The sequence below is a fragment of the Candidatus Methylomirabilota bacterium genome (genome assembly GCA_036005065.1).
GTDB lineage: Bacteria > Methylomirabilota > Methylomirabilia > Rokubacteriales > DASRDR01 > DASYQW01.
On sequence record DASYQW010000385.1, the window covers coordinates 1 to 19,815 of the forward strand.

At 72.4% G+C, this 19,815-nt stretch carries 15 protein-coding genes; 5 read left to right on the forward strand and 10 right to left on the reverse strand.

Annotated elements, in window-relative coordinates:
* Positions 1-34: 34 nt before the first annotated feature.
* Both VGW35_25830 and VGW35_25835 read right to left on the reverse strand, forming a co-directional pair.
* Complete coding sequence (locus VGW35_25830) at positions 35-943, reverse strand: EamA family transporter (GenBank protein HEV8311097.1); 909 nt, start codon at positions 941-943, stop codon at positions 35-37.
* Positions 944-986: 43 nt separating this feature from the next.
* Positions 987-5,483, reverse strand: coding sequence for a DEAD/DEAH box helicase (locus VGW35_25835; protein HEV8311098.1), 4,497 nt, complete (start codon positions 5,481-5,483; stop codon positions 987-989).
* 170 nt (positions 5,484-5,653) lie between these two features.
* On the opposite strand from VGW35_25835, the gene VGW35_25840 reads away from it, so the two are divergent.
* The 5 genes from VGW35_25840 (at position 5,654) to VGW35_25860 (ending at position 12,214) form a co-directional block, all read left to right on the forward strand.
* Positions 5,654-7,054 (forward strand): solute carrier family 23 protein, encoded by a 1,401-nt coding sequence (locus VGW35_25840; GenBank protein HEV8311099.1) that lies wholly within the window; start codon positions 5,654-5,656, stop codon positions 7,052-7,054.
* Positions 7,055-7,069: 15 nt separating this feature from the next.
* Positions 7,070-8,722: an amino acid permease gene (locus tag VGW35_25845; protein HEV8311100.1), complete on the forward strand. Its 1,653-nt coding sequence runs from the start codon at positions 7,070-7,072 to the stop codon at positions 8,720-8,722.
* A complete protein-coding gene (locus VGW35_25850) occupies positions 8,719-9,225 on the forward strand; it encodes a (2Fe-2S)-binding protein (protein ID HEV8311101.1) in 507 nt (168 codons plus the stop codon). Before VGW35_25845 ends, VGW35_25850 begins: the two co-directional genes overlap by 4 nt.
* Entirely contained in the window at positions 9,222-11,630 is a 2,409-nt protein-coding gene (cutA, locus tag VGW35_25855; protein HEV8311102.1) for an aerobic carbon-monoxide dehydrogenase large subunit, read from the forward strand. Before VGW35_25850 ends, cutA begins: the two co-directional genes overlap by 4 nt.
* 74 nt (positions 11,631-11,704) lie before the next feature.
* Positions 11,705-12,214 (forward strand): hypothetical protein, encoded by a 510-nt coding sequence (locus VGW35_25860; protein HEV8311103.1) that lies wholly within the window; start codon positions 11,705-11,707, stop codon positions 12,212-12,214.
* Positions 12,215-12,219: 5 nt separating this feature from the next.
* Here the strand turns inward: VGW35_25860 and VGW35_25865 are convergent, their stop codons facing one another.
* From VGW35_25865 to VGW35_25900, 8 genes are all read right to left on the reverse strand, one after another.
* Entirely contained in the window at positions 12,220-12,375 is a 156-nt protein-coding gene (locus VGW35_25865) for a 2Fe-2S iron-sulfur cluster-binding protein (GenBank protein HEV8311104.1), read from the reverse strand.
* Positions 12,317-12,679: a hypothetical protein gene (locus VGW35_25870; protein ID HEV8311105.1), complete on the reverse strand. Its 363-nt coding sequence runs from the start codon at positions 12,677-12,679 to the stop codon at positions 12,317-12,319. The genes VGW35_25865 and VGW35_25870 overlap by 59 nt, the downstream gene beginning before the upstream one ends.
* A gap of 82 nt (positions 12,680-12,761) precedes the next feature.
* Complete coding sequence (locus VGW35_25875; protein HEV8311106.1) at positions 12,762-13,862, reverse strand: ring-opening amidohydrolase; 1,101 nt, start codon at positions 13,860-13,862, stop codon at positions 12,762-12,764.
* Positions 13,863-13,957: 95 nt separating this feature from the next.
* The gene (locus tag VGW35_25880) at positions 13,958-15,232 is read right to left on the reverse strand and encodes an amidohydrolase family protein (protein HEV8311107.1); all 1,275 of its coding nucleotides are present in this window, start codon (positions 15,230-15,232) and stop codon (positions 13,958-13,960) included.
* Positions 15,233-15,281: 49 nt separating this feature from the next.
* Positions 15,282-16,628, reverse strand: a complete 1,347-nt coding sequence (locus VGW35_25885; GenBank protein HEV8311108.1) for an isoprenylcysteine carboxylmethyltransferase family protein — start codon at positions 16,626-16,628, stop codon at positions 15,282-15,284.
* A 13-nt stretch (positions 16,629-16,641) separates the two neighbouring features.
* Positions 16,642-17,883, reverse strand: a complete 1,242-nt coding sequence (locus tag VGW35_25890; GenBank protein HEV8311109.1) for a hypothetical protein — start codon at positions 17,881-17,883, stop codon at positions 16,642-16,644.
* A 37-nt stretch (positions 17,884-17,920) separates the two neighbouring features.
* On the reverse strand, positions 17,921-18,634 hold the full coding sequence (locus tag VGW35_25895) for a TetR/AcrR family transcriptional regulator (GenBank protein ID HEV8311110.1): 714 nt from the start codon (positions 18,632-18,634) through the stop codon (positions 17,921-17,923).
* An 84-nt stretch (positions 18,635-18,718) separates the two neighbouring features.
* Positions 18,719-19,768, reverse strand: coding sequence for a BMP family protein (locus VGW35_25900; protein HEV8311111.1), 1,050 nt, complete (start codon positions 19,766-19,768; stop codon positions 18,719-18,721).
* Positions 19,769-19,815 lie beyond the last annotated feature (47 nt).

Consider the following 19,815-nt stretch of genomic DNA (forward strand, 5'->3'; position numbering starts at 1 on the left):
GGCCTGACCGCGCCGTTCTCGCGTCGCGGGCCGATCACACGGCGGCGCGGCGCTGGCGCTCGGCCAGGATCACGACGGCGCCGAGCAGGAGCCCTGCGCCGAGGGCGCCGAACCCTCCCAGCCGGTCACCGAAGACGGCCACGCCCAGGAGCGTGGCCGTCAAAGGTTCGACGAGCGTCAGGATGCCAGAGACGGCGACGGGTGTCGTGCGGAGCCCGATGACGTAGAGCATGTAGGCGAGGGCCGTCGGCACCACGCCGAGGTAGGCGAGCAGCAGCCAAGTCCTCGGGCTCGCCACGATCCGCTCGGCCACGAGGGCAGGGGCAAGCGACAGGGCGGCTACCCCGAACGTCAGGGCGGCGATCGCCAGCGGGGGCACGCGCCCCACCACGTCCTTGACGAGGACGGCGTACAGGGCGTAGGAGACGCCGGCGCCGAGAGCCAGGAAGACGCCCGCGACGAACCCGGGCGGCAGAGCGCCGAGTCCGTGGGGGCCGATGGTGAGGAGCGCGGCGCCGGTGACGCCGGCCGCGAGGGCCGCCCAGGTGACGGGCGTCACGTGCTCCCCCAGGATCATGGCGGCGAGCATGATCATCATGAGAGGGGCGCTGCAGATGGCGATGAGCGCTCCCACCGCGACCGACGTCTTCGCCACGCCCCAGAAGTAGCAGACCTGATAGCTGCCCATCGCGAGCCCCGCCACCAGGAGCCGCCAGCGGTCGCCCGTCTCGCCGACCCGGATCGATCCACTCGACGCGCGGGCGGCCAGGAAGAGGCACGGCGCGGCGATGGCGACGCGGAAGAAGCCGACGAGCAGCGGGGACATGGGCGAGTCGCGAGCGACGAGCTTCATCGTCGCGCCCGTCGTCCCCCACGTCACGGCGGCGAGGGCGATGAGCGCGAAGCCGCCGATCCCGCGCAGGGCGGAGTCCTCCCCCCGCATCGACCGCCTTGCGCGAGTCGTGTTGAGGCCTGCGAACAAGATCTCAGGCCGACCCGCGGGGGCGCGGGCGCGGCCCGGGATAGCCGTCGAAGGTCAGCCGGTCGCCGTCCCCGTGGAAGCCGAGGTCGCCCAGGAGCGCGAGCCAGGGACAGGCCAGGATGGGCGTGTCGTGCCAGGTCTCCACCGTGAGCCGCCGCCCGCGCCGCTCGGCGATGAGCGCCGCGAGGGCCTCGGCTCGCGTCTCGGTCGCGAGGTCCGGCGCCGCCCAGAGGTGCGTCCCCTCGAGACCGAGCAGCGGCCGCCCGGCGCGGAGGACGACGAGATGGGCCGGATGCCGGATGAGTCGCGGCTCGGGAAAGGCACTCCCGAAGCCGAGCGCCGGGTCCACCGCGGACAGGACGAGCCAGGCGGTGCCCGGCCGCTGGCGGACCTCGCGGAGGTGCTCCACCGCGTGGGGCATCGCGTACTGCTCGCCCGACCCGGGCTGGACGAAGAGGCCGCGCCGGACCGTCCCCGCGAATTCCCGCCGCCGGTACACCGGGGCCAGCTCGCGCCAGGGCGGAGCACCATCTTCCGCGTGGGCCAGCTCCCGGAAGACGATCCCGTAGCGCGCCAGGAGCAGCTCTGCCCAGGCCTGGGCCCGCGTCTCGGGGTCGACGTCGCCGGGCGGCAGGAGGGACCACCGGCCGGGAAGCGTGCGGAGACGCACGCGCAGGCGCAGTGCCGAGCGGGTGCTGGGGCTCTCCGACCGGGCGTGCCGCAATCCCTGGCGTCCCTCCAGCGAGCCGAGGAGTCGCACCGCGTGGAAGCCGTCGCTGGTGACGAGCCCGGCCCGCGCCAGCTCCCACAGCGCGGCCAGGACGTCGGGGGGCTCGAGCCGGAGCAGACGGGCGAGCTCGTCCACGAACAGGGCGCCCCGGCTCTCGAGCGCCCCCAGCGCCGCCCGGGCCGAGCCCCCCAGACCTTCCGGGCTCGTGAGCGTCTCGCCGGCCGCCCGCAGCCAGCCGAGGTCGGCGCGGCTCAGGAACGCCACCGGCGGCGGGCCCCCGGGCCGGACGCCGGCGGGCTCGCGCGGCTCGGCCGCGGGGCCGACTCGCCCCCACATGAACGTACCGGAGAGCGTGAGCTGGTCCAGGAGCTCCGGGCGATAATCGGCGACGCGGAGCGCGAGGATGTCGCGCTCCCAGGCGACCGCCGGACGCTCGAGTCCCTGGAGCTGGGCGAGCACCTCGCGGACCCCGGCGACGCCGTGCAGGCGGGCGTCCGACCCCACGCGCTGCCAGCGGCAGAGGAAGTCGGTGAACTCGGCGGGACCGACCGGCTCGATCTCGGCCCGGAGGCGCGTGAGCGTCCGCCGGTGGATCCGCTCGAGCACGGTCCGCTCGCACCACTGCTCGGCGGTTCCCCTTGGATCGTACCGGCCCCGGAAGACCACGCCCTCCGCCTCGAGGCTCGCCAGGGCCTGCGCCACGGCCGACTCCGGAAGGGCGAGGGCGAGGGCCAGATCGTGGAGCCCCACGGGTCCCGCGTGGCGGAGCCGCCGCCGGCAGAGCTCGCGGCGCGCGGCCTCCTCGTCCCAGGCGGTTCCCGCCAGGGCCGGCGGAACGGTCGCCGGAGACTCCTCCGCGAGCGCGGGGTAGGCGGCGCGGCAGAGCGGCAGGGTCTCGACCGCCATCCAGACCGGCGGACCGCTACCGCGCGAGGCCCGAACGGCTCGGCCCTCGGCCAGGAGCCGCGCCAGGAACGGCGCGGGGTTTCCTTCGGCGATGCGGAACCCCAGCTCGGCTTCCGTCTGCGGGCCGGCATCCTTCAGCGCCTCGACGAGCTCGTCGGCGTCGCGGGCCTGGCTCTCGGGCGCGCGGCCGCCCACCTCCTCGGCCACGCGCGCGATCGCCTCGGGGTCGAGGACCCCCGCCAGCTGATCGCCGGTGGCGACGTCCTGGAGGAGGCCGCGGTGGGTTTGCACCGTGCGGCTTCGTCGCTCCTCGCGCGGGGCGTCGTCGAGGAAGGCGTAGTCCCAGGCGGCGAGGATCTTGTGGGCGAAGGGCGAGGGGACCGGGACCTCGCGGGCGGCCGTCCGGATCGTGCCGAGCCGGATGCCTTCGAGCACGGCCTCGAGCCGCCGCACGTCGAGGGCGTCTTCCAGGCACTCGCGCAGGGCCTCTTGCACCAGGGGGTGGTCCGGAACCGCCAAGTCGAGGTCCTGCGCGCGGTTGTCGAGGCACATCTGCTGCTCGGGGAAGCACGCGGCGAGGAGGTCGGTCGCCCGGAGACGCTGGAGGTAGGCGGGGACGCGGCGGCCGCCGGCATGACGGAGGAGCACGAGGGCGCGGATGGCGGCCTGGCGGAAGCGCGCCTCGAACAGGGGTGCCGCCAGGACCGCCTGGACGAGTGTCTCCCGCACCGTGGCGGGCGAGAGGTACGACCAGATCGTCTCGAGCGGGAACGCGTGACGCGGCCCGAAGGAGAGCAGGATCGCGTCATCCGTCGCGGCCGATTGGATCTCGAAGTTGAAGGACCGGCAGACCCGCTTGGCGAGCGCGAGCCCCCAGGCTCGATTGACGCGCATACCGTAGGGCGCGTGCAGGACGACCTGTGTCCCACCGAGGCTGTCGAAGAACCGCTCGGCGAGCAGCTCGACGTCCGTGGGCACGACCCCGACCGCCGCCTGCTGGCGCGCCACGAACTCGACGGCCTGGCGGGCCGCGTCGGGCTCGAGCGCGGACTGCTCGACGAGCCACCGGACGGTTCCCTCGGCCTCATCGCGGCGCGCGGCGAGGTCGGCGCGGAGCCGGGCCACTTCGACGGAGAGCTCGGCCGTGCGGCCCGGGGCCTCGCCGTGCCAGAAGGGGATCGTCGGCGGCAGCCCCGCGGCCGATTCGACGACCATCCGGCCACGCTGGACGCGCACGATTCGCCAGGGGGCGTTCCCCAGCGTGAAGATGTCGCCCTTCATCGACTCCTGGGCGAAGTCCTCGTTGACCTGCCCGAGCACGATGCCCTCGGGCTCGAGGATCACGTCGTAATCGGTGGTGTCCGGGATCGTGCCCCCCGAGGTGACCACCGCCAGCCGGGCGCCGCGCCGCCCGCGGACGCGGCCCCGGACCCGGTCCCAGTAAAGACGCGGCCCCGCGCCCTTCGGCTCGGTCGGGAGCCGCTCGGCCGCCATGTGCAGGACCCGCTCGAAGTCGGCTCGCGAGAGGTCGCGGTAGGGCATGGCCGTTCGAACCAGGTCGAAGAGCCGGTCGGCCTCCCACTCCGTGTCGGCCGTGATGGCCACCAGCTGCTGGGCCAGGACGTCGAGCGGCGCCCGGGGCACCTCGATCCGATCGAGCCGGCCGGTGCGGATGGCTCGCACGAGGGCGCCGAGCTCGAGGAGATCGTCGCGGGTCAGCGCGAAGAGCCGCCCCTTCGGCGTGGCGCCGAGCCAGTGCCCGGAGCGGCCGACCCGCTGGATGGCGGTCGCGACGACGCGGGGCGACTCGATCTGGCAGACGCACTCGATGGCGCCCACGTCGATCCCGAGCTCCAGCGAGCCGGTCGCGACGATGGCGCGGACCTCGCCCGCCTTGAGGCGAGCCTCGGCCTGCTGGCGCTGGCGCCGCGACAGCGAGCCGTGGTGAGCCGCGACCACGTCGGGTCCCAAGCGCTCGGTGAGGCGGACGGCGAGGCGCTCGGCCAGCCGCCGGCTGTTGGCGAAGACCAGCGTCGTCCGGTGCTCCCGGATCAAGGCGGCCAGCCGCTCGTAGGTGGCGTCCCAGACGGCGTTGGTCGCGACCGCGCCGAGATCGGAGGTCGGCGCCACCACGGCGAGGTCGAGCGGGCGGCGCCGCCCGACCTCCACGACGCGGCAGGGCCGGGGCGGTCCGCCGGGCGTCTGGCATCCGGTCAGGAGGGCGGCGACCTCGTCCAGCGGCTCGACGGTGGCCGACAGCCCGATGCGCACGGGGGGCTGCCCGGCCAGCGCCTGGAGGCGCTCGAGGGTCACCGCCAGGTGGACACCGCGCTTCTGGCCGGCCACCGCGTGGATCTCGTCGACGATGAGGTAACGGACCGCTCGCAGCGCCGCCCGCATCCGCTCGGCGGCGAGCAGGATGAAGAGCGACTCCGGCGTGGTGATCAGGATGTGGGGCGGCCGGCGGCCCATGGCCGCGCGCTCCGGCGCCGGCGTGTCCCCGGTTCGCACCGCCGCCCGCAGCTCGGGGAGGTCGAGCCCGAGATCGCCCGCGGCCTCCCGGATGCCGGCCAGCGGCTCGGCCAGATTCCGGTGGATGTCGTTGTTGAGCGCCTTGAGCGGGGAGACGTAGAGCACGTGGATCTGGTCGGTCAGGGTCCCGGCCGCGGACTCCTGGACCAGCGTGTCCAGCGTCCAGAGGAAGGCCGCCAGCGTCTTCCCGGAGCCGGTTGGCGCCGTGATGAGGGTGTGCTGGCCTGCCGCGATGGCCGGCCAGCCCAGGCGCTGGGGCTCGGTCGGGCCCGCGAAGCGGCGGCTGAACCAGGCACGGACGGCCGGGTGGAAGCGACTCAGAACGGGATCCATCGGTGACAGGCGTCATTGTAACGCGCGCGGGAGGGCGTCTCAACGACTCGCCAGGTCTCGCGGCCTTGACCCCGGCCATCCCGAAGGCTACCCTTGGCGCGCCGTCTGGCAGGGTTCGAGAGAACGGCGAAGGGCCGTGTGTTCTCCCGTCCCGGACAAGGAGGCTACACGTGGCAACGCCCGCCGTCGCGACCGGTTCCGCCCGGGAGGGGAAGGTCTTCGGCTACATGCCGGAGGACGCCCCGCCGCTCGGCGCGATGCTCAGTCTCGGGTTCCAGCAGGTCCTCACGATGTTTCCCGCCACCGTCCTGGTGGCGATCCTCACCAAGTTCGACGTTGGGGTGACCATCCTGACCAGCGGCCTGGGGACGGTCATCGCGCTGCTCGTCTCCCGGCGCCAGATCCCGATGTACTACGGATCGAGCTTCAGCTACATCACCGTCGTCGTGACCACGATGACCCTGTACGCCAAGGACTGCTTCTCGAGCCCGGCGGCGGTCTACTGTCCCGAGGGCGTGCGGCTGGTCCAGGTCGGCATTCTGGGCACCGCGCTCGTCGAGATCCTGGTCGGGCTCCTCATCATCCGGATCGGCAAGGAAGGGCTGGACAAGGTCCTGCCTCCCGTCATCACCGGCAGCGTCGCCATCGTGATCGGGATCGCGCTGGCCGGGGCGGCGCTGGGCATGGCCAGCGCCAACTGGCTGATCGCGTTCGTCACCCTCATCGCCACCGTCTGCTTCTCGGTGTACCTGCAGAACGCGGGCGTGCTGGGCATGCTCCCCATGCTCTTCGGCGCCATCCTCGGATACCTCCTGTCCATTCCGCTCGGCCTGGTGAAGTTCGGGCTGGTCGCCGACGCTGCCTGGCTGAGGTTCCCCAGCGTGACGCTCCCGGCCTTCGGTGATCCGCGGGCCTGGGCCGCCCTGGTGAGCATCGCGCTGATCGCCATCGCCACCATCCCCGAGAGCACCGCGCACCTCTACCAGATGAGCCTCTACATCGACCAGCTCGCGAAGGAGCTGGGCCGAAAGCCCCTGACCATCAAGCGCCTGATCGGCCTGAACCTGGTCGCCGACGGGGCCGACGACGTGGTGGCCGGGCTGTTCGGCGGCTGCGCCGGTACGAACTACGGCGAGAACAACAGTCTCATGGCCATCACCCGCTGCTACTCGGTGCCGGTTCTGATGACGGCCGGAGCGATCGCCATCGTGCTGGGATTCGTCGGCAAGCTCGCCGCGCTGGTGAACACGATCCCGGTGGCCGTCACCGGCGGGCTGTCGATCTACCTCTTCGGGGTCATCGGGATGCAAGGCGTGGCGCTCATCCAGTCCGAGCGGGTCAACCTGTTCGAGCCGCGCCACCTGGCCGTCGGGGCCATCATCCTGGTCTGCGGCATCGGCGGCAACCTCGCCCTGAAGGACGGCCTGTTCCCGTTCGCCATCCCGGTGGTCTTCCCGAACGGCATCCCGGCCATCGTCTTCTCCGCCATCGCCGGCATCCTGCTGAACCTGCTCTTCCTCGCGGTGAAGCCCGAGCGGTTCGGGATCGCCGAGCGCGAGCGGCTCGGCTAGGCGACCGAGGATCTGGTGCCGGCCCCCCTGCGCGAGGAGCTGATCCGCCAGGACGTCGCCGACCTCCGCCGGCTCGGCTACGCCCAGCAGCTCTTCCGCGAGATGGGGGGCTTCTCCAACTTCGCGATCTCCTTCTCGATCATCTCCATCCTCACCGGAGCGGTCCTCCTGTTCGGCTACGGGCTCAAGTTCTCGGGGCCGATCGTGAACTCCGTCGGCTGGCCGCTGGTCAGCGCCTTCACCCTCTGCGTCGCCGCCTCCATGGCTGAGCTGGCCTCGGCGTATCCGACGGCCGGGGGACTCTACTTCTGGGCGTTCCGCCTCGGCGGGCGGACCTGGGCCTGGGTCACCGCGTGGCTCAACATGGTCGGGCAGGTCACCATCACGGCCGGCATCAACGTGGCGGCCGCGATCTACCTGATCGGCGCGGCCAGCCGCATCCTCGGCCTCCCGGCGAGCGCGCCGGTGCCGCTGTTCGGGTCGCCGACGAACTGGTACTTCCAGGTGTTCGTCATGGTGCTGATCATGGTCCCCCAGGTCCTGATCAACGTCTTCGGGATCCGGCTCGCGGCCCGACTCAGCGACGTCAGCGTGTGGTGGCACGTCGGCGGGGTCCTCGTGATGGCGGGGCTGCTGATCGTCTTCGGCCACCACCACGCCAGCCCGGGCTTCCTGCTCCAGGCGGTCACCACGGTCAACCCGCTGGAAGCCTCGTCGGCGGATCTGGGCCGCGGGGTGCCGGAGCCGGCGCTCGTCGTCGGCGACTTCAAGGTGCCATCGCCCCTGTTCGCGATGATCCCGGGGCTGGCCGACCTCTACCGGGCGGCCCCGTTCGGCCTGGTCTTCGTGCTGGCGCTGCTGCAGGCGCAGTGGACCTACACGGGGTACGACGCCTCGGCCCACGTCGCCGAGGAGACCATCATGGCCCGACGCAACTCCGCCTGGGGTGTGTTCCTGTCGGTGGCCGTGTCGGCCGTCGTGGGGTACGTGATGCTCCTGATCCTCACCTGGTCGATCCCCCGGGGCGACATCGCCACCACCGCCAACGACGCCTATCCGGTGCTCTACATCGCCTACCAGAACCTGCCGGGCGCCCTGGCCGACCTGCTCGCCATCATCATCGGCGGCGCCATGTGGCTGTGCGGCCTGGCGTCGATCACCTCGATGGCGCGGATGTGGTACGCCTTCGCGCGGGACGACGGCATGCCCGGCTCGGCCTGGCTCAAGCGGGTGAGCCCCCGCCACCGCACCCCCGTGTGGGCCATCGTCGTCACCAGTGGGCTGTCGGTGCTGATCTGCCTGTACGCGGCGGCCTACTTCGTCGTGACCTCGATCAGCACGATCACGCTCTATCTGGCCTACGTGATCCCGATCTTCCTGAACCTGCGAAACAAGCGGCGCCGGGCGGGGGAGTTCACGACGCCGGCGACCGCCCCCTGGAGCCTCGGGCGCTGGGGACCCGCGGTGAACGCGGTGGCGATCGGCTGGGTCGTCCTGATCGCCGTCGTCTTCAGCCTTCCGCCGAACGAGCTGGTCCTGTGGACGATGCTCCTGCTCGCAGCGGGACTCGCTCTCTACTGGCGTCGGGCCCGGCGGACCTTCGCCGGGCCGACGCCGGCGGCCGCGGTCGAGGCGCGGCGGCTCGACCCGGCACTCGGCCCGCCATGACCGGGGGGACCCCGGCGCCCATCCTGGTCCGCCTGCGGGTGAACGGCCGTGATTGTGCGGAGGCGGTGGCGCCCCGCTGGCTGCTCACAGACTTCCTGCGCGACCGGCTGGGGCTGACCGGCACCCACGTCGGGTGCGAGCACGGCGTCTGCGGCGCGTGCACGGTGCTGCTCGACGGCGAGCCGGTCCGGGCCTGCCTCATGCTCGCCGTCCAGGCGGACGGGGCCACCATCACGACGGTCGAGGGCCTGGCGCCGGACGGGGCGCGGCTGCATCCGGTCCAGGAGGCGTTCCGGCAGGAGCACGGTCTCCAGTGCGGCTTCTGCACGCCGGGCCTCCTCCTGACCGCCGTCGCCCTGCTCCGCGACACGCCGCGACCGAGCGACGCGGAGATCCGGCAGGGGCTCGCCGGCAGCCTCTGCCGCTGCACCGGCTATCAGAACGTCGTGCGGGCCGTCCGCCGGGCGAGCGAGCTCCTCGGGGCCGCGGCCAGCCGGACATGACCACGCGGCTCATCGGGGCGCGGATCCTCCGCAACGAGGACCCACGCCTGCTCCGGGGCCTCGGCTGCTTCGTGGCCGACCTGAACCCGGCCGGGCTGCTCCAGGCCGCCGTGCTCCGGAGTCCGCACGGCCGGGCGCGCGTCGTCTCCATCGACGCCGGGCGCGCCCGGGCCCTTCCCGGCGTCCACCTGGTCCTCACCGCCGCCGACCTCGGCCCGCTCAACCAGCCGACACCTCTTCTGATCCCGCATCCGGGCCTGACGCACCCGCGGACGCCGACCCCGCTGGCGGTGGACGAGGTCCGCTACGCGGGCGAGCCGGTCGCCTTCGTCGTTGCCGATGACCGCTACGTGGCGGAAGACGCCCTGGAGCTGATCGAGGTCGAGTACGAGCCTCTTCCGGCCGTGACGGACGTCGAGGCCGCGCTGGTGGAGGGGAGCCCGCCGGTGCACGCCGACGTCCCCGGGAACCGCGCGGCGCGCGTCGTCCAGCAAGTCGGCGATCCGGATGCCGCCTTCGCGGGGGCTGCGCGCGTCCTCCGCGAGCGGCTCTCCATCGAGCGGAGCGCCGGGAGCCCGATCGAGACCCGGGGCGTGGTCGCCGAATACGATCCCCGGGCGGGGAGCCTTCGCGCGTGGATCTCGACGCAGGCGCCGCTCCCCCTCAAGAACGGGCTGGCGCGGATCTTCGGGCTGCCGGAGTTCAAGGTCGAGGTGATCGCGCCGGACGTCGGTGGCGGCTTCGGCACGAAGATCATGCTCTTCTACCCGGAGGAGATCCTGGTCCCGTACGCCGCCATCCGGCTCGGTCGGCCGGTGAAGTGGATCGAGGACCGCCTGGAGCACCTCGGAAGCGCGAGCCAGGAGCGAGGCCAGGTCCACGAGGTCGAGGTCGCCGTGGACGAGGTGGGCCGGATCCTCGGCCTGCGCGACCGCTTCCTCCACGACGCCGGCGCCTATACGCCCTACGGCATCATCGTGCCGCTCATCACCGCCTCCCAGCTGCCCGGTCCCTACCGGCTGCGTCACTACCACGTCGAGTTCGACGTGGTCTACACCAACAAGGTCATGGTGACTCCGTACCGGGGCGCCGGGCGCCCGCACGGAGCGTTCGTGATGGAGCGGGTGATCGGGCTGATCGCCCGGGCCCTCGGGCTCGAGCCGGCCGAGGTGCGCCGGCGGAACTTCATCCAGCCCGACGAGTTTCCGTGGGACGTGGGCTTGACCTTCCAGGACGGCGGGCCCACCCGCTACGACAGCGGCGACTATCCGGCGGGCCTCGCGATGGCCCTCGAGGCGATCGGCTTTCGTGACTTCCGGGCGCGCCAGGCTGCCGCCCGCGCGGACGGCCGCTACCTGGGCCTCGGAGTGGCGTGCTACGTGGAGGGGACCGGCATCGGTCCCTACGAGGGCGCCCACGTGCGCGTCGAGCCGAGCGGCAAGGTCTATGTCGCGACCGGGCTGACGACCCAGGGGCAGGGGCACCAGACCACGTTCGCCCAGATCGCGGCGGAGGCCCTGGGCTGCGACCCGGCCGACGTCACGGTGGTGACCGGGGACACGAGCCGCTTCAACTGGGGCGCCGGCACCTTCGCAAGCCGCGCGCTGGTGACGGCGGGGAATGCCGTCGGGATCGCCGCCGGCAAGGTGCGGGACAAGGCGCGACATCTGGCCGCCGACCTCCTCGAAGCCTCGCCGAAGGACCTCGAGCTGGCCGAGGGCGCCGTCCGAGTGAAGGGGCTGCCGAGCCGCCGGCTCACCCTGGGCGCGCTCGCCACGGTCGCCAATCCGATCCGCTACGCCTACGGCCAGGAGGCGGCGGAGGCGGCGCTGCGACTGGTCAAGCCGCGGCAGGGAGCCGTTCTCGGGGAGGACGAGGAGCCGGGGCTCGAGGCCCGCGGCTACTACGCGCCGCCCCAGGCGACGTTCGCCAGCGGCTGCCATGCCGCCATCGTCGAGGTGGATGTCGAGACCGGCCGGGTCACGTTCCTCCGGTACGTCGTCCAGCACGACTGCGGCACGGTCGTGAACCCGACGATCGTGGAAGGGCAGATCCACGGCGGCGTCGCCCAGGGGATCGGCGGCGCCCTCTACGAGCGGGTCGTCTACGACGAGAGCGGCCAGCTCCTGACGGGCAGCTTCATGGACTTTCTCATCCCCACCGCGGCCGAGGTGCCGGAGATCGAGATCCGGCACCTCGAGACGCCGTCGCCACTGAATCCGCTCGGCGTGAAAGGGGTCGGGGAGGCGGGGGCGATCCCGGTGCCGGCGCTCGTCGCCGAGGCCATCGACGACGCCCTCGCCCCCCTTGGCGTCCGGGTGCGCGAGATGCCGCTCAGCCCGACGCGGATCCTCGAGCTGATCGCAGGAGCCCGCGGCCGCGCTAGCGAGCCCGGCCGGGCCTGACCGGCGGCCGCCCGCCGCGCCCCGGCGCGCCAGCGCCCCGACCCGAACCAGACCGATCGCGAAAGGAGGAGGCGATGAACAGCCAGTGGAAGGCCTATCTGCTCGTGGCATTGGGCTCGATCATCTTGTGCGCCACCGTGGCGATCGTGGCCCCGGACGTGAGCGCCGGCCGAGCGGCCTTCGCGGCGGCCGCGCCGGAGCCCCAGGACCCGGACGCCGGCCAGCCATTTCAAAAGGGCACCACCGTGAGCCTGGCGGGCGGCGGGCATTTGGGGGCCGGCTCATTCACGGTGCCCGCCAACAAGCGGCTCGTCATCGAAACGATCACGATCGAGGGGTCGACGCCGGCGGGAGACATGCTCGCGATGATTTCTGTAACCTCTGGCGGCGCTGGACTTCTTCTTCACCGCCTCGTACTCACGCCGCAGGGGACGTTCTTCGGCAAGCGCGTGTTCGTGGGGACCCATCTCGTCCGGCTCTACGCCAACGCGGGCTCGAGAGTCAATTCCCAGGTCCTGCGCAGTGACACGACTGGGTCTGCAGAAGTACTCTTCCGCATCTCGGGCTACCTCCTCAATCCCTAGCGGCGTCACCTCGGCCGAGCCGGCCAGGCTCGCGCCGCAACGCGAATGGCCGTGACGATGTGCTCGTAGCCGGTGCAACGGCAGAGGTTCCCGGCCAGCTTCTCACGGATCTCCCTCTCCGAGGGCGCCGGGGTGTCCCGGAGGAACGCGTAGGCCCTCATCAGGGTCGCGGCACAGCAGATCCGGGCTCGCGTGCCGGACCGTGAAGGCGATCCGGGCGGCCAGCCGGGGCGGCGCGGCTTCGGCCTCGAGGGCCGGGACCTGCGCGTGCTCCCCGAGGTCGGCGTGGGCGAAGACCGCCAGCACGCCCGAGAGCCGGCGGGCGGCCTCGGTATCGATCCGCCTGATCCGGGCATGGGCAGGGGGGCTGCGGAGCAGGGGCGACGTGGGCGTGCCCCGGGGCGCGAGGTCATCGACGTATTGGCCGCGGCCCGTGAGCAGCCGGGGATCCTCGCGGCGGGGCACGGCGGCTCCGAAGTACCGGGCACCCATTCAGACGCGTTGGCCGCCGGCCACCGTGGGCTGCGACGGGTCTCGGCCACGGTGCCTAGACGCGGGCGAGGACCGCGATCACCCCGCCGCCCGGGGGCCCCTGGTGCTCGGCGCCGGCCGACACGTAACACATCGGGTCGCCGGTCACCGAGGCGACCACGGCGTTGACGGCGCCGCGGATGTGGCGCGTGTAGCCCACGTCGGAGTCCTCGAACATGACGTGACGGCGGCCCCGCGTCGCACCCGAGGGGTCCGGCTCGCACTTGACGAAGACGTTGACGAGCCGCGCCCGGTCCCGCTCGTCCAGCTCGCCCTCCACCCGGAGGCCCACTCTCCGCAGCGCGTCGCGGATGGCCGGGACGTCCAGCGCGTCGCGCATGACCCCGTGGGCGATCACGAACTCGCCGGTCGCGCGCGGCGAGTTCCCCATGGCGATGATCTCGCAGTTCATCAGCTCCACCCCGGACGAGGTGGAGGCGACATCCGAGGCCAGGCCGAACTCCTTGAGGATGACCGCCGGACTCAGGCGCGGCGGCGGGATCTCGCCGGTGGCGAGCCCGACGCCCAGGGCGGCGGCTCCGCGCCCGTAGGCCATGGACTTGCCGGTATCGGTGGTGACGACGTCCCGCCCGCGACCCCGGGCCTCGGCAATCCGCTCGGTGGTCAAGGCGCCCGTCTTGATCTGGACGAAGTGGATGTCCTCGGCGGACTCGATGCCGGCGTCCTTGATGGCCGCCCGCACGCCCTCGGCCGCCACCTCGGCGTGGACCAGGGTCCCGAACTCCTCGGGGAGGAGGTCCCGCGTGTAGGCGGTTCCAACCGTGAAGCGCTTCTCGCCGGAGGGCGCCCCCTGATCCGGCTCCCGGACGAAGATCGTGGCATGCGGGCTCATCAGACCCTCGGTGCCGCCGGACCAGATGATCGGGACCCGCTTGGCGATCTTCTCGAGGGGCGTTCCGGATCGCTGGGCCAGGAGGAGCTGGAAGCACAGCGTCGCCAGCCCCCGCGTGTAGTCGTTGACCCCACCGTTGCCTTCGGTCTTGCCGAGGATGGCGACGACATCGTCGGCGCGAAAGGCGTTCTGATCCAGGAGGCGGGCCGCCTCCGCGACGTCTTCCGGGCTCCGCATCCCGACCTTGAACGCGCTCGTCTTCATGCCCCTCTCCTCGGTGAGTCGCCCAGATCGTGCTCGGCTTGCCTGAGCCAGCGGCGCCCCTTGGCCGCCGGATCAGGCTTCATAGCGACGCCACTCTACTGCCCGACCGAGGTGGCGTCAAAGGCGGCCGGCCCGTCGCGGTGGAGTCGCTGCTCGACGGCCGTCTCGGCAACCACCCGGCCCAGCCGGACCACGAGCCGGCGGGCGGCCTGAAGGCGGATCGCTTCGGCGGGCGTGGGCGCGTCCAGGAGCACGAAGTCTGCGCGGTGGCCGACCTCGACGCCGTAATCGGGGGTGCGAAGGACGCGCGCCGCCCGGGTCGTCCCCATGGCGAAGACCGTCTCGACCTCGGGGGGGAGGCTGAGGTGGGCGGCGTGGGCCGTGATCAAGGCCACTTCCAGCATGTCGGCGCGCCCGAACGGGTAGAAGGTGTCCTTCACGCAGTCCTGCCCCATCGCCACGTTGACGCCGGCCTCCAGCAGCTCCTTGACCCGGGTGATCCCGCGCCGCACGGGCTGGCGATCCAGGCGTCCCTGGAGCATCAGGTTGGTGGCGGGGTTGGTGATCATGTGGACGCCGGCCCGCGCGAGCTTCTCGATGACCCGGCGCGCGTAGTCGTCGGGGTAGGCGGCCAGCGCGCAGGTGTGCCCGGCGGTCACGCGCCCCTGGTACCCGTTGGCGAGCGTGAGGTCGGCGACGATCTCGAGCGTCCGTGAGGCCGGGTCATCGGTCTCGTCGACGTGCATGTCGATGTCCCGGTCGTGGCGCAGCGCGACCTCGAAGCAGATCTCGACGTGCCGGCGGCTGTCGGCCGGGGAGGCCTCGTTGTGGGGCATACCCCCGACCAGATCGGCGCCCGCCTCCACGGCCCGCTCGAGCAGCTCCGCGGTCCCCGGGTCCCGCACGACGCCTTCCTGGGGGAACGCCACGATCTCCAGGTCCACCAGGTCCCGGTAGCGGGCCCGCGCCGCCGCCACGCCCTCCAGCGGCCGGAGCTTGCCGATCGTGTCCACGTCCACGTGCGTGCGGATTCGCGTGGTCCCCGTCAGGACGGCCGACTCGATGACCGGCCCGGCCCGGCGGACGATCTCCTCCACCGTGTAGGCGGCCTTCCGCTCCCAGAGGATCTCGATGGCCTCGCGCAGCGTCCCGGAGCGGTTGGGGCGGACGTCCTCGGCCACCAGCACCTTGTCGAGGTGGATGTGGGGATCGACGAAGGCCGGCGCCAGGAGCCGGCCGCCCGCCTCGACGTCCCGGGCGCCCCGGGCCGTGACCACGGCGGCGATCTCCGCGTAGCGCCCGCCGGCCACGGCGACGTCCCAGAGCCCGTCCCGCCCCCAGATCCGCGCCTGGCGCACGACGAGATCCATGCCTGGTCCTCCGCGCCTCCTGGCGACGATGGTCAACTATACGGCCGGATCAGGAGACGCGGCCAGGGGAACGCGGGCCGGGCGCCGCGCCGTCGGGCGCCGACACCGGCCGGCGCGGAATCGACCGAGGCGGGGTGCCCGACGCATCGGCGAGGAGCTGCAGGACGTGATGGACGCCCGGCAGGCGCATGGCGAAGCCGACCAGCGCGTACCCGAGATGAATGTGCTCGAGCCCGCGGGCCACCGCCACGATGCCGTGCTCCTCCGGGCTGCCGTCGCCCGGATCGTAGGTGATCCGCTCGAGGTCGCGGTCGGGGTGTCGCTCCGCGGCCACGACCTCGAGCGCGACGGGGCGGCGGCGCTCGAACCAGGGCTTGACCCCGGCGCACACCTCGCAGCTCTCGGCGACGTAGAGCCGGGCCGGCCCCTGGGTCCCGGCGAGGGCCGGATGCCACGGCCGGAAGCGCGGGAGCCAGCGCGGCACCGCCCGGCGGTAGGCGGTCCACCGGTCTCCGAAGCGAGCGTGCAGGTCGCCTTGCTCGTCCCAGCCCGCGATTCCGAGGCCGTAGAGATGCGCCATCACGGCGGCCGCCGAGACCCAGGGGCTCTCCAGCATGACCCCCCACACGGCGAGGGTCAGCATCGCCGAGAGCTGCATGGGACTGGCGAGATACGCATAGGGGCCACTCTGCACCAGGTGTCGGGGCGGGTCGTAGGGAATCGCGGTCCCCCCCCCGCGCTGGACGAACTCCTGCATGGCGCTCACGCCCAGCAGCCCGCACAGCCCCACGGCTTGCAGGCACAGGCCGAGCTGCCAGGCGGGACGGTCCCAGAGTGGCCGCCAGGCGCCGCCCGTCTGCTCCAGAATGATGGCCGGCATCAGGCCCAGGCTGATCCCGGCGGACAGCGGCACCTGGAGGGCCGCCCGGAGCGCGAGGCGCCGGTCCTCGGCCGTCCAGCGCGCGAGGAGCTGCGCCGGGACGAGGCAGAGCAGGGCGCCGACGGCCTCGCCGGCGAGCCAGCCGGGTTCGAGCCGCACGACGGGCGCCATTGCCGGCATGCACAGCGCATCGACCCACGCGAGCCCGAGCGCCACCAGGGCCAGGTTGAGTCGCGGGAAGGCCAGCGCCGGCACCGCACCCCACAGGAGCGTCCAGCCGAGATACACGTCGACCGGCAGGCCGAGCAGAAGCCCGCCCTCCGCGTGAAGCGTCCACCAGCCGAAGCGCCCGGCGAGCACGTGGAGCAGGAGCAGCGCCCACAGATTCCAGAGGCTCGCCAGCAGGCATCCGGTCCGCCAGGCCCGTCCCGGCCGGCGCCAGGCCCAGAGGACCAGGGTCGCCAGGACCGGCACGTACAGGGCGAGCAGTCGGACGAGGGTAGGGCGATCGATCACGAGCCGCCTCGCCTCATCGAGGCGTCGCGAGGTTGTCGATCAGATATTCGGCCGCCAGGCGCACGGCGTACCGTTCCCACGGCCCGAAGTACCAGATGGGGTCGAGCTCCCGTCGGTACCGCAGGATCCAGGTCACGCGCGAGCCTCGATCACCGGCGGCCGCCCACCGGATCTCGGCCTCCTGCCAGGTGAGCCAGTAGGCGACGAGGCTCTCGTCGGTGACGGGGCGAAGGCGAATCAGCCCCGGGCGCGACTCGATCACGTCCAGGACGAGATCGCCCGGTTGACCCTCGGCTCCGCTCAAGCGAATGCTCACGCGGTCCCCCGGGCTCAGGCCACGGCCGGCCGTCACGGTCGGCTGCGCAAACCCGAGTCGCAGAAAGGCCGGCAGCGGCGTGTGAAACGCGGGCGAACGGGCGAGCTGGCGGGCGATCGCGTCCGGGCTCGCCGCGACCTCGCGCGAGGCCGTCACCACCTCCGCGCGCGGCCACGCGAGCCGGTCGTCGACGCCTTCCAGGGCCAGCGGAAGCAGCACGAGCAGCGCCAGACAGCCCGCGGTGTTCCTGGCCCTCTCGCCGAACCGCCGGCGGGTCCAGTCCACCCAGGCGCCGATCATGACGCCGACCGCGAAGAAGAGCGGCGCCGCCATGAGGATGCAGATGACGCCTTCTCCGAGGGCGATGCCGGACATGAGGAGCGCGATGGTCATGGCCTTGCAGATCGAGCCGGTCGCGCTGCGAGGCGTGCCGGACAGAACCACGATGATCGCCAGCAGGGTCGGGATCCCGATGAACAGGGCGGCGGTCTGCTCCAGCCGGTGCGCCACCAGGAGCCGGTAGGCCAGGCTGGCGCAGGCGACCGCCAGGATCACGCCCACCATCGCCCACCGGGCCCGGCTCGCTCGCGCGGGCGCCTCGGCCCGGTCGCTCGGGGCCGGCTCCGGCCCCCGACCGCCAGCCCAGCGCAGGAGGAACACGGGGGGGGCCACGAAGACGAGCAGCAGCATCACCGCCACCGTCCAGTCCGCCCGGAGAAGGCCGGCCAGCGCGACCAGCGCCGTGAGCCCCTGGACGGCCGCCGTCGCCGGGAGGGTGAACAGGGCGTTCGTGATCCCCACCAGCGCCACCACCAGGATGGAGACGACGCTCCAGGGGTCCGCCCCGGGGCCGCGCGTGCCGCTGAGCCGCCAGGCCGCCAGCGCGACGAAGACCGCCACCAGGGCCCACCGGGCTCCGCCGATTTGCGTGCGTGCCATAGGGTCCTCCCCTCGAAGACCGCCGCGCCGGGCTCGGTCAGCCGGCTCCAGGCGTGGGTCCCGACCGTCGGACCGGCGCCGACTCGGGTACGAGCTCCGCCTCGCGCAGGATGGCCATCACTCGCCGGCGGACGGGCGTGAGCAGCGGCGAGGTGACGAATCGCCGGGCATCGTGCACGAAGTCGACCGCGGCGTCGATCAGGCGTCGGGTGCGCTTCTGCCCGGGAGACGAGTCGTAGAGGAAGTAGAGGAGAACGCCCAGGTGCAACGTCCAGAGCAGCACCGGAGCGGCGCCGCGGAGGTCGGCCGGCAGTCGCTCGTCCCCGATCGCCTCCTCGAAGACGGCGACACTCAGCTCCCGCTGGCGGCGGTTGGCGGGGCCGAACCAGGAGAGGGGATGCTTCGGCTCACCCCCGTACCGGAACAGCGCGCGCAGGAGCTTGCGGTCCCTCTCGAGAATGTCGATCTTGGCGTGAAAGGCGACGCCGAGGCGTTCCCGGAAGTCGCGGGCGCGGGCGAACCCCTCCCGGGCGCGGGCCAGGTGCTCCTGCTGGACGTAGTCATAGTAGGCGCCGACGATCGCCTCTTTGCTCTCGAAGTAGTAGTAGGCGGCGCCTAGCGCGATCCCGGCCTCGGCCGCCACGTCCCGCATGGTGGTCTGGTCGAAGCCCCGCGCCCGGAACAGCCTCAGCGCCGTCTCCAGGATGTGCTGCCCGGTGTCCTCGGCCGGCGCGCCGGAGGCCCTGAACATGTTCAAATCATAGGACGGCGACGATCCCGGTGTCAAGGATTCCCTGAACATGTTCAAAAGAGCCGGCCCCGCGCGCGGCCGGGGTCAGTCCGAGGTGGGCTTGGACTCGTCCACGGGAGCCCGGAAGAGACCCCCCGCGATCTCCGCTTCGCGCTTCTTGATCATCTCGACGACGTCTTTCGGGAGCTTGCTCCCCCACGCGCGCAGGGGGGCCAGCCGGGCGCCGCCCCGCTGCATCATGGTCCACTCGGCGTAGTCCATCGCCATGAAGGTCCCGCGCCGGACCGACTCCAGGACGTACTTGACCAGCGGGTACATGTCCCACACCGGGCCGGTGATGACGGTCTCGGGGGCGAGGTGCTGCTGGTCCAGGAGGTTGCCGAAGGCCAGCTTGCCCCGCTCCTTGGCGGCGTCGATCACCCCGTAGCGCTCGGCGTAGAGAACGTCGGCGCCTGCTTCGATCTGGGCCAGGGCGGCTTCCTTGGCCTTCGGGGGATCGAACCAGCTTCCGATGAAGGCGACCTTCACCTTGACGTTCGGGTTCGCCTCGCGCGCGCCCTCCTTGAAGGCGTTGATCAGGCGGTTCACCTCGGGCACCGGGTGCCCGCCCACCACCCCCAGCACGTTCGACTTGGTGACCTTGCCTGCGATCATCCCGCACACATAGGCGGGCTCGTGGATCCAGTCGTCGAAGACGCCGAAGTTCGGCTGAGCCGGGCCGAGCCCGGAGCCGAAGAGGAACTTGGTCTTCGGATACGCCTTGGCCACTCGCCGGGCCGCCTGCTCCTGGCCGAAGGCGTCCCCCATGATCAGGTCGTAGCCCTTCTGGGCATACTCCCGGACCACGCGCTCGAAATCGGCGGCCGGGACCTTCTCCGTCCAGTCGTACCGGACCCCCATCTCCTTCTGCGCGCGGAGGAGCGCCTGGTGGATGGCGCCGTCCCACGGCTCCTCGATGGAAGTCTGGAAGATCGAGACCACCCGCAGCTTCTTGGTCGGGGCGGCGGCCGGCTTCTTGGCCGGCTCGGGTTGCTTCGGCTGGGCGCCGGCGGGCGAGGCGTCGAACCCCCCCGGCCAGACGGCCATCAGGAGCGCGGCGACCACTCCCGCAGTGGCGACACTCTGGCGCCTCATCGCCCACCTCCCTGGTCGATGACGGTCGATAGCCGGGACCTTCGCCG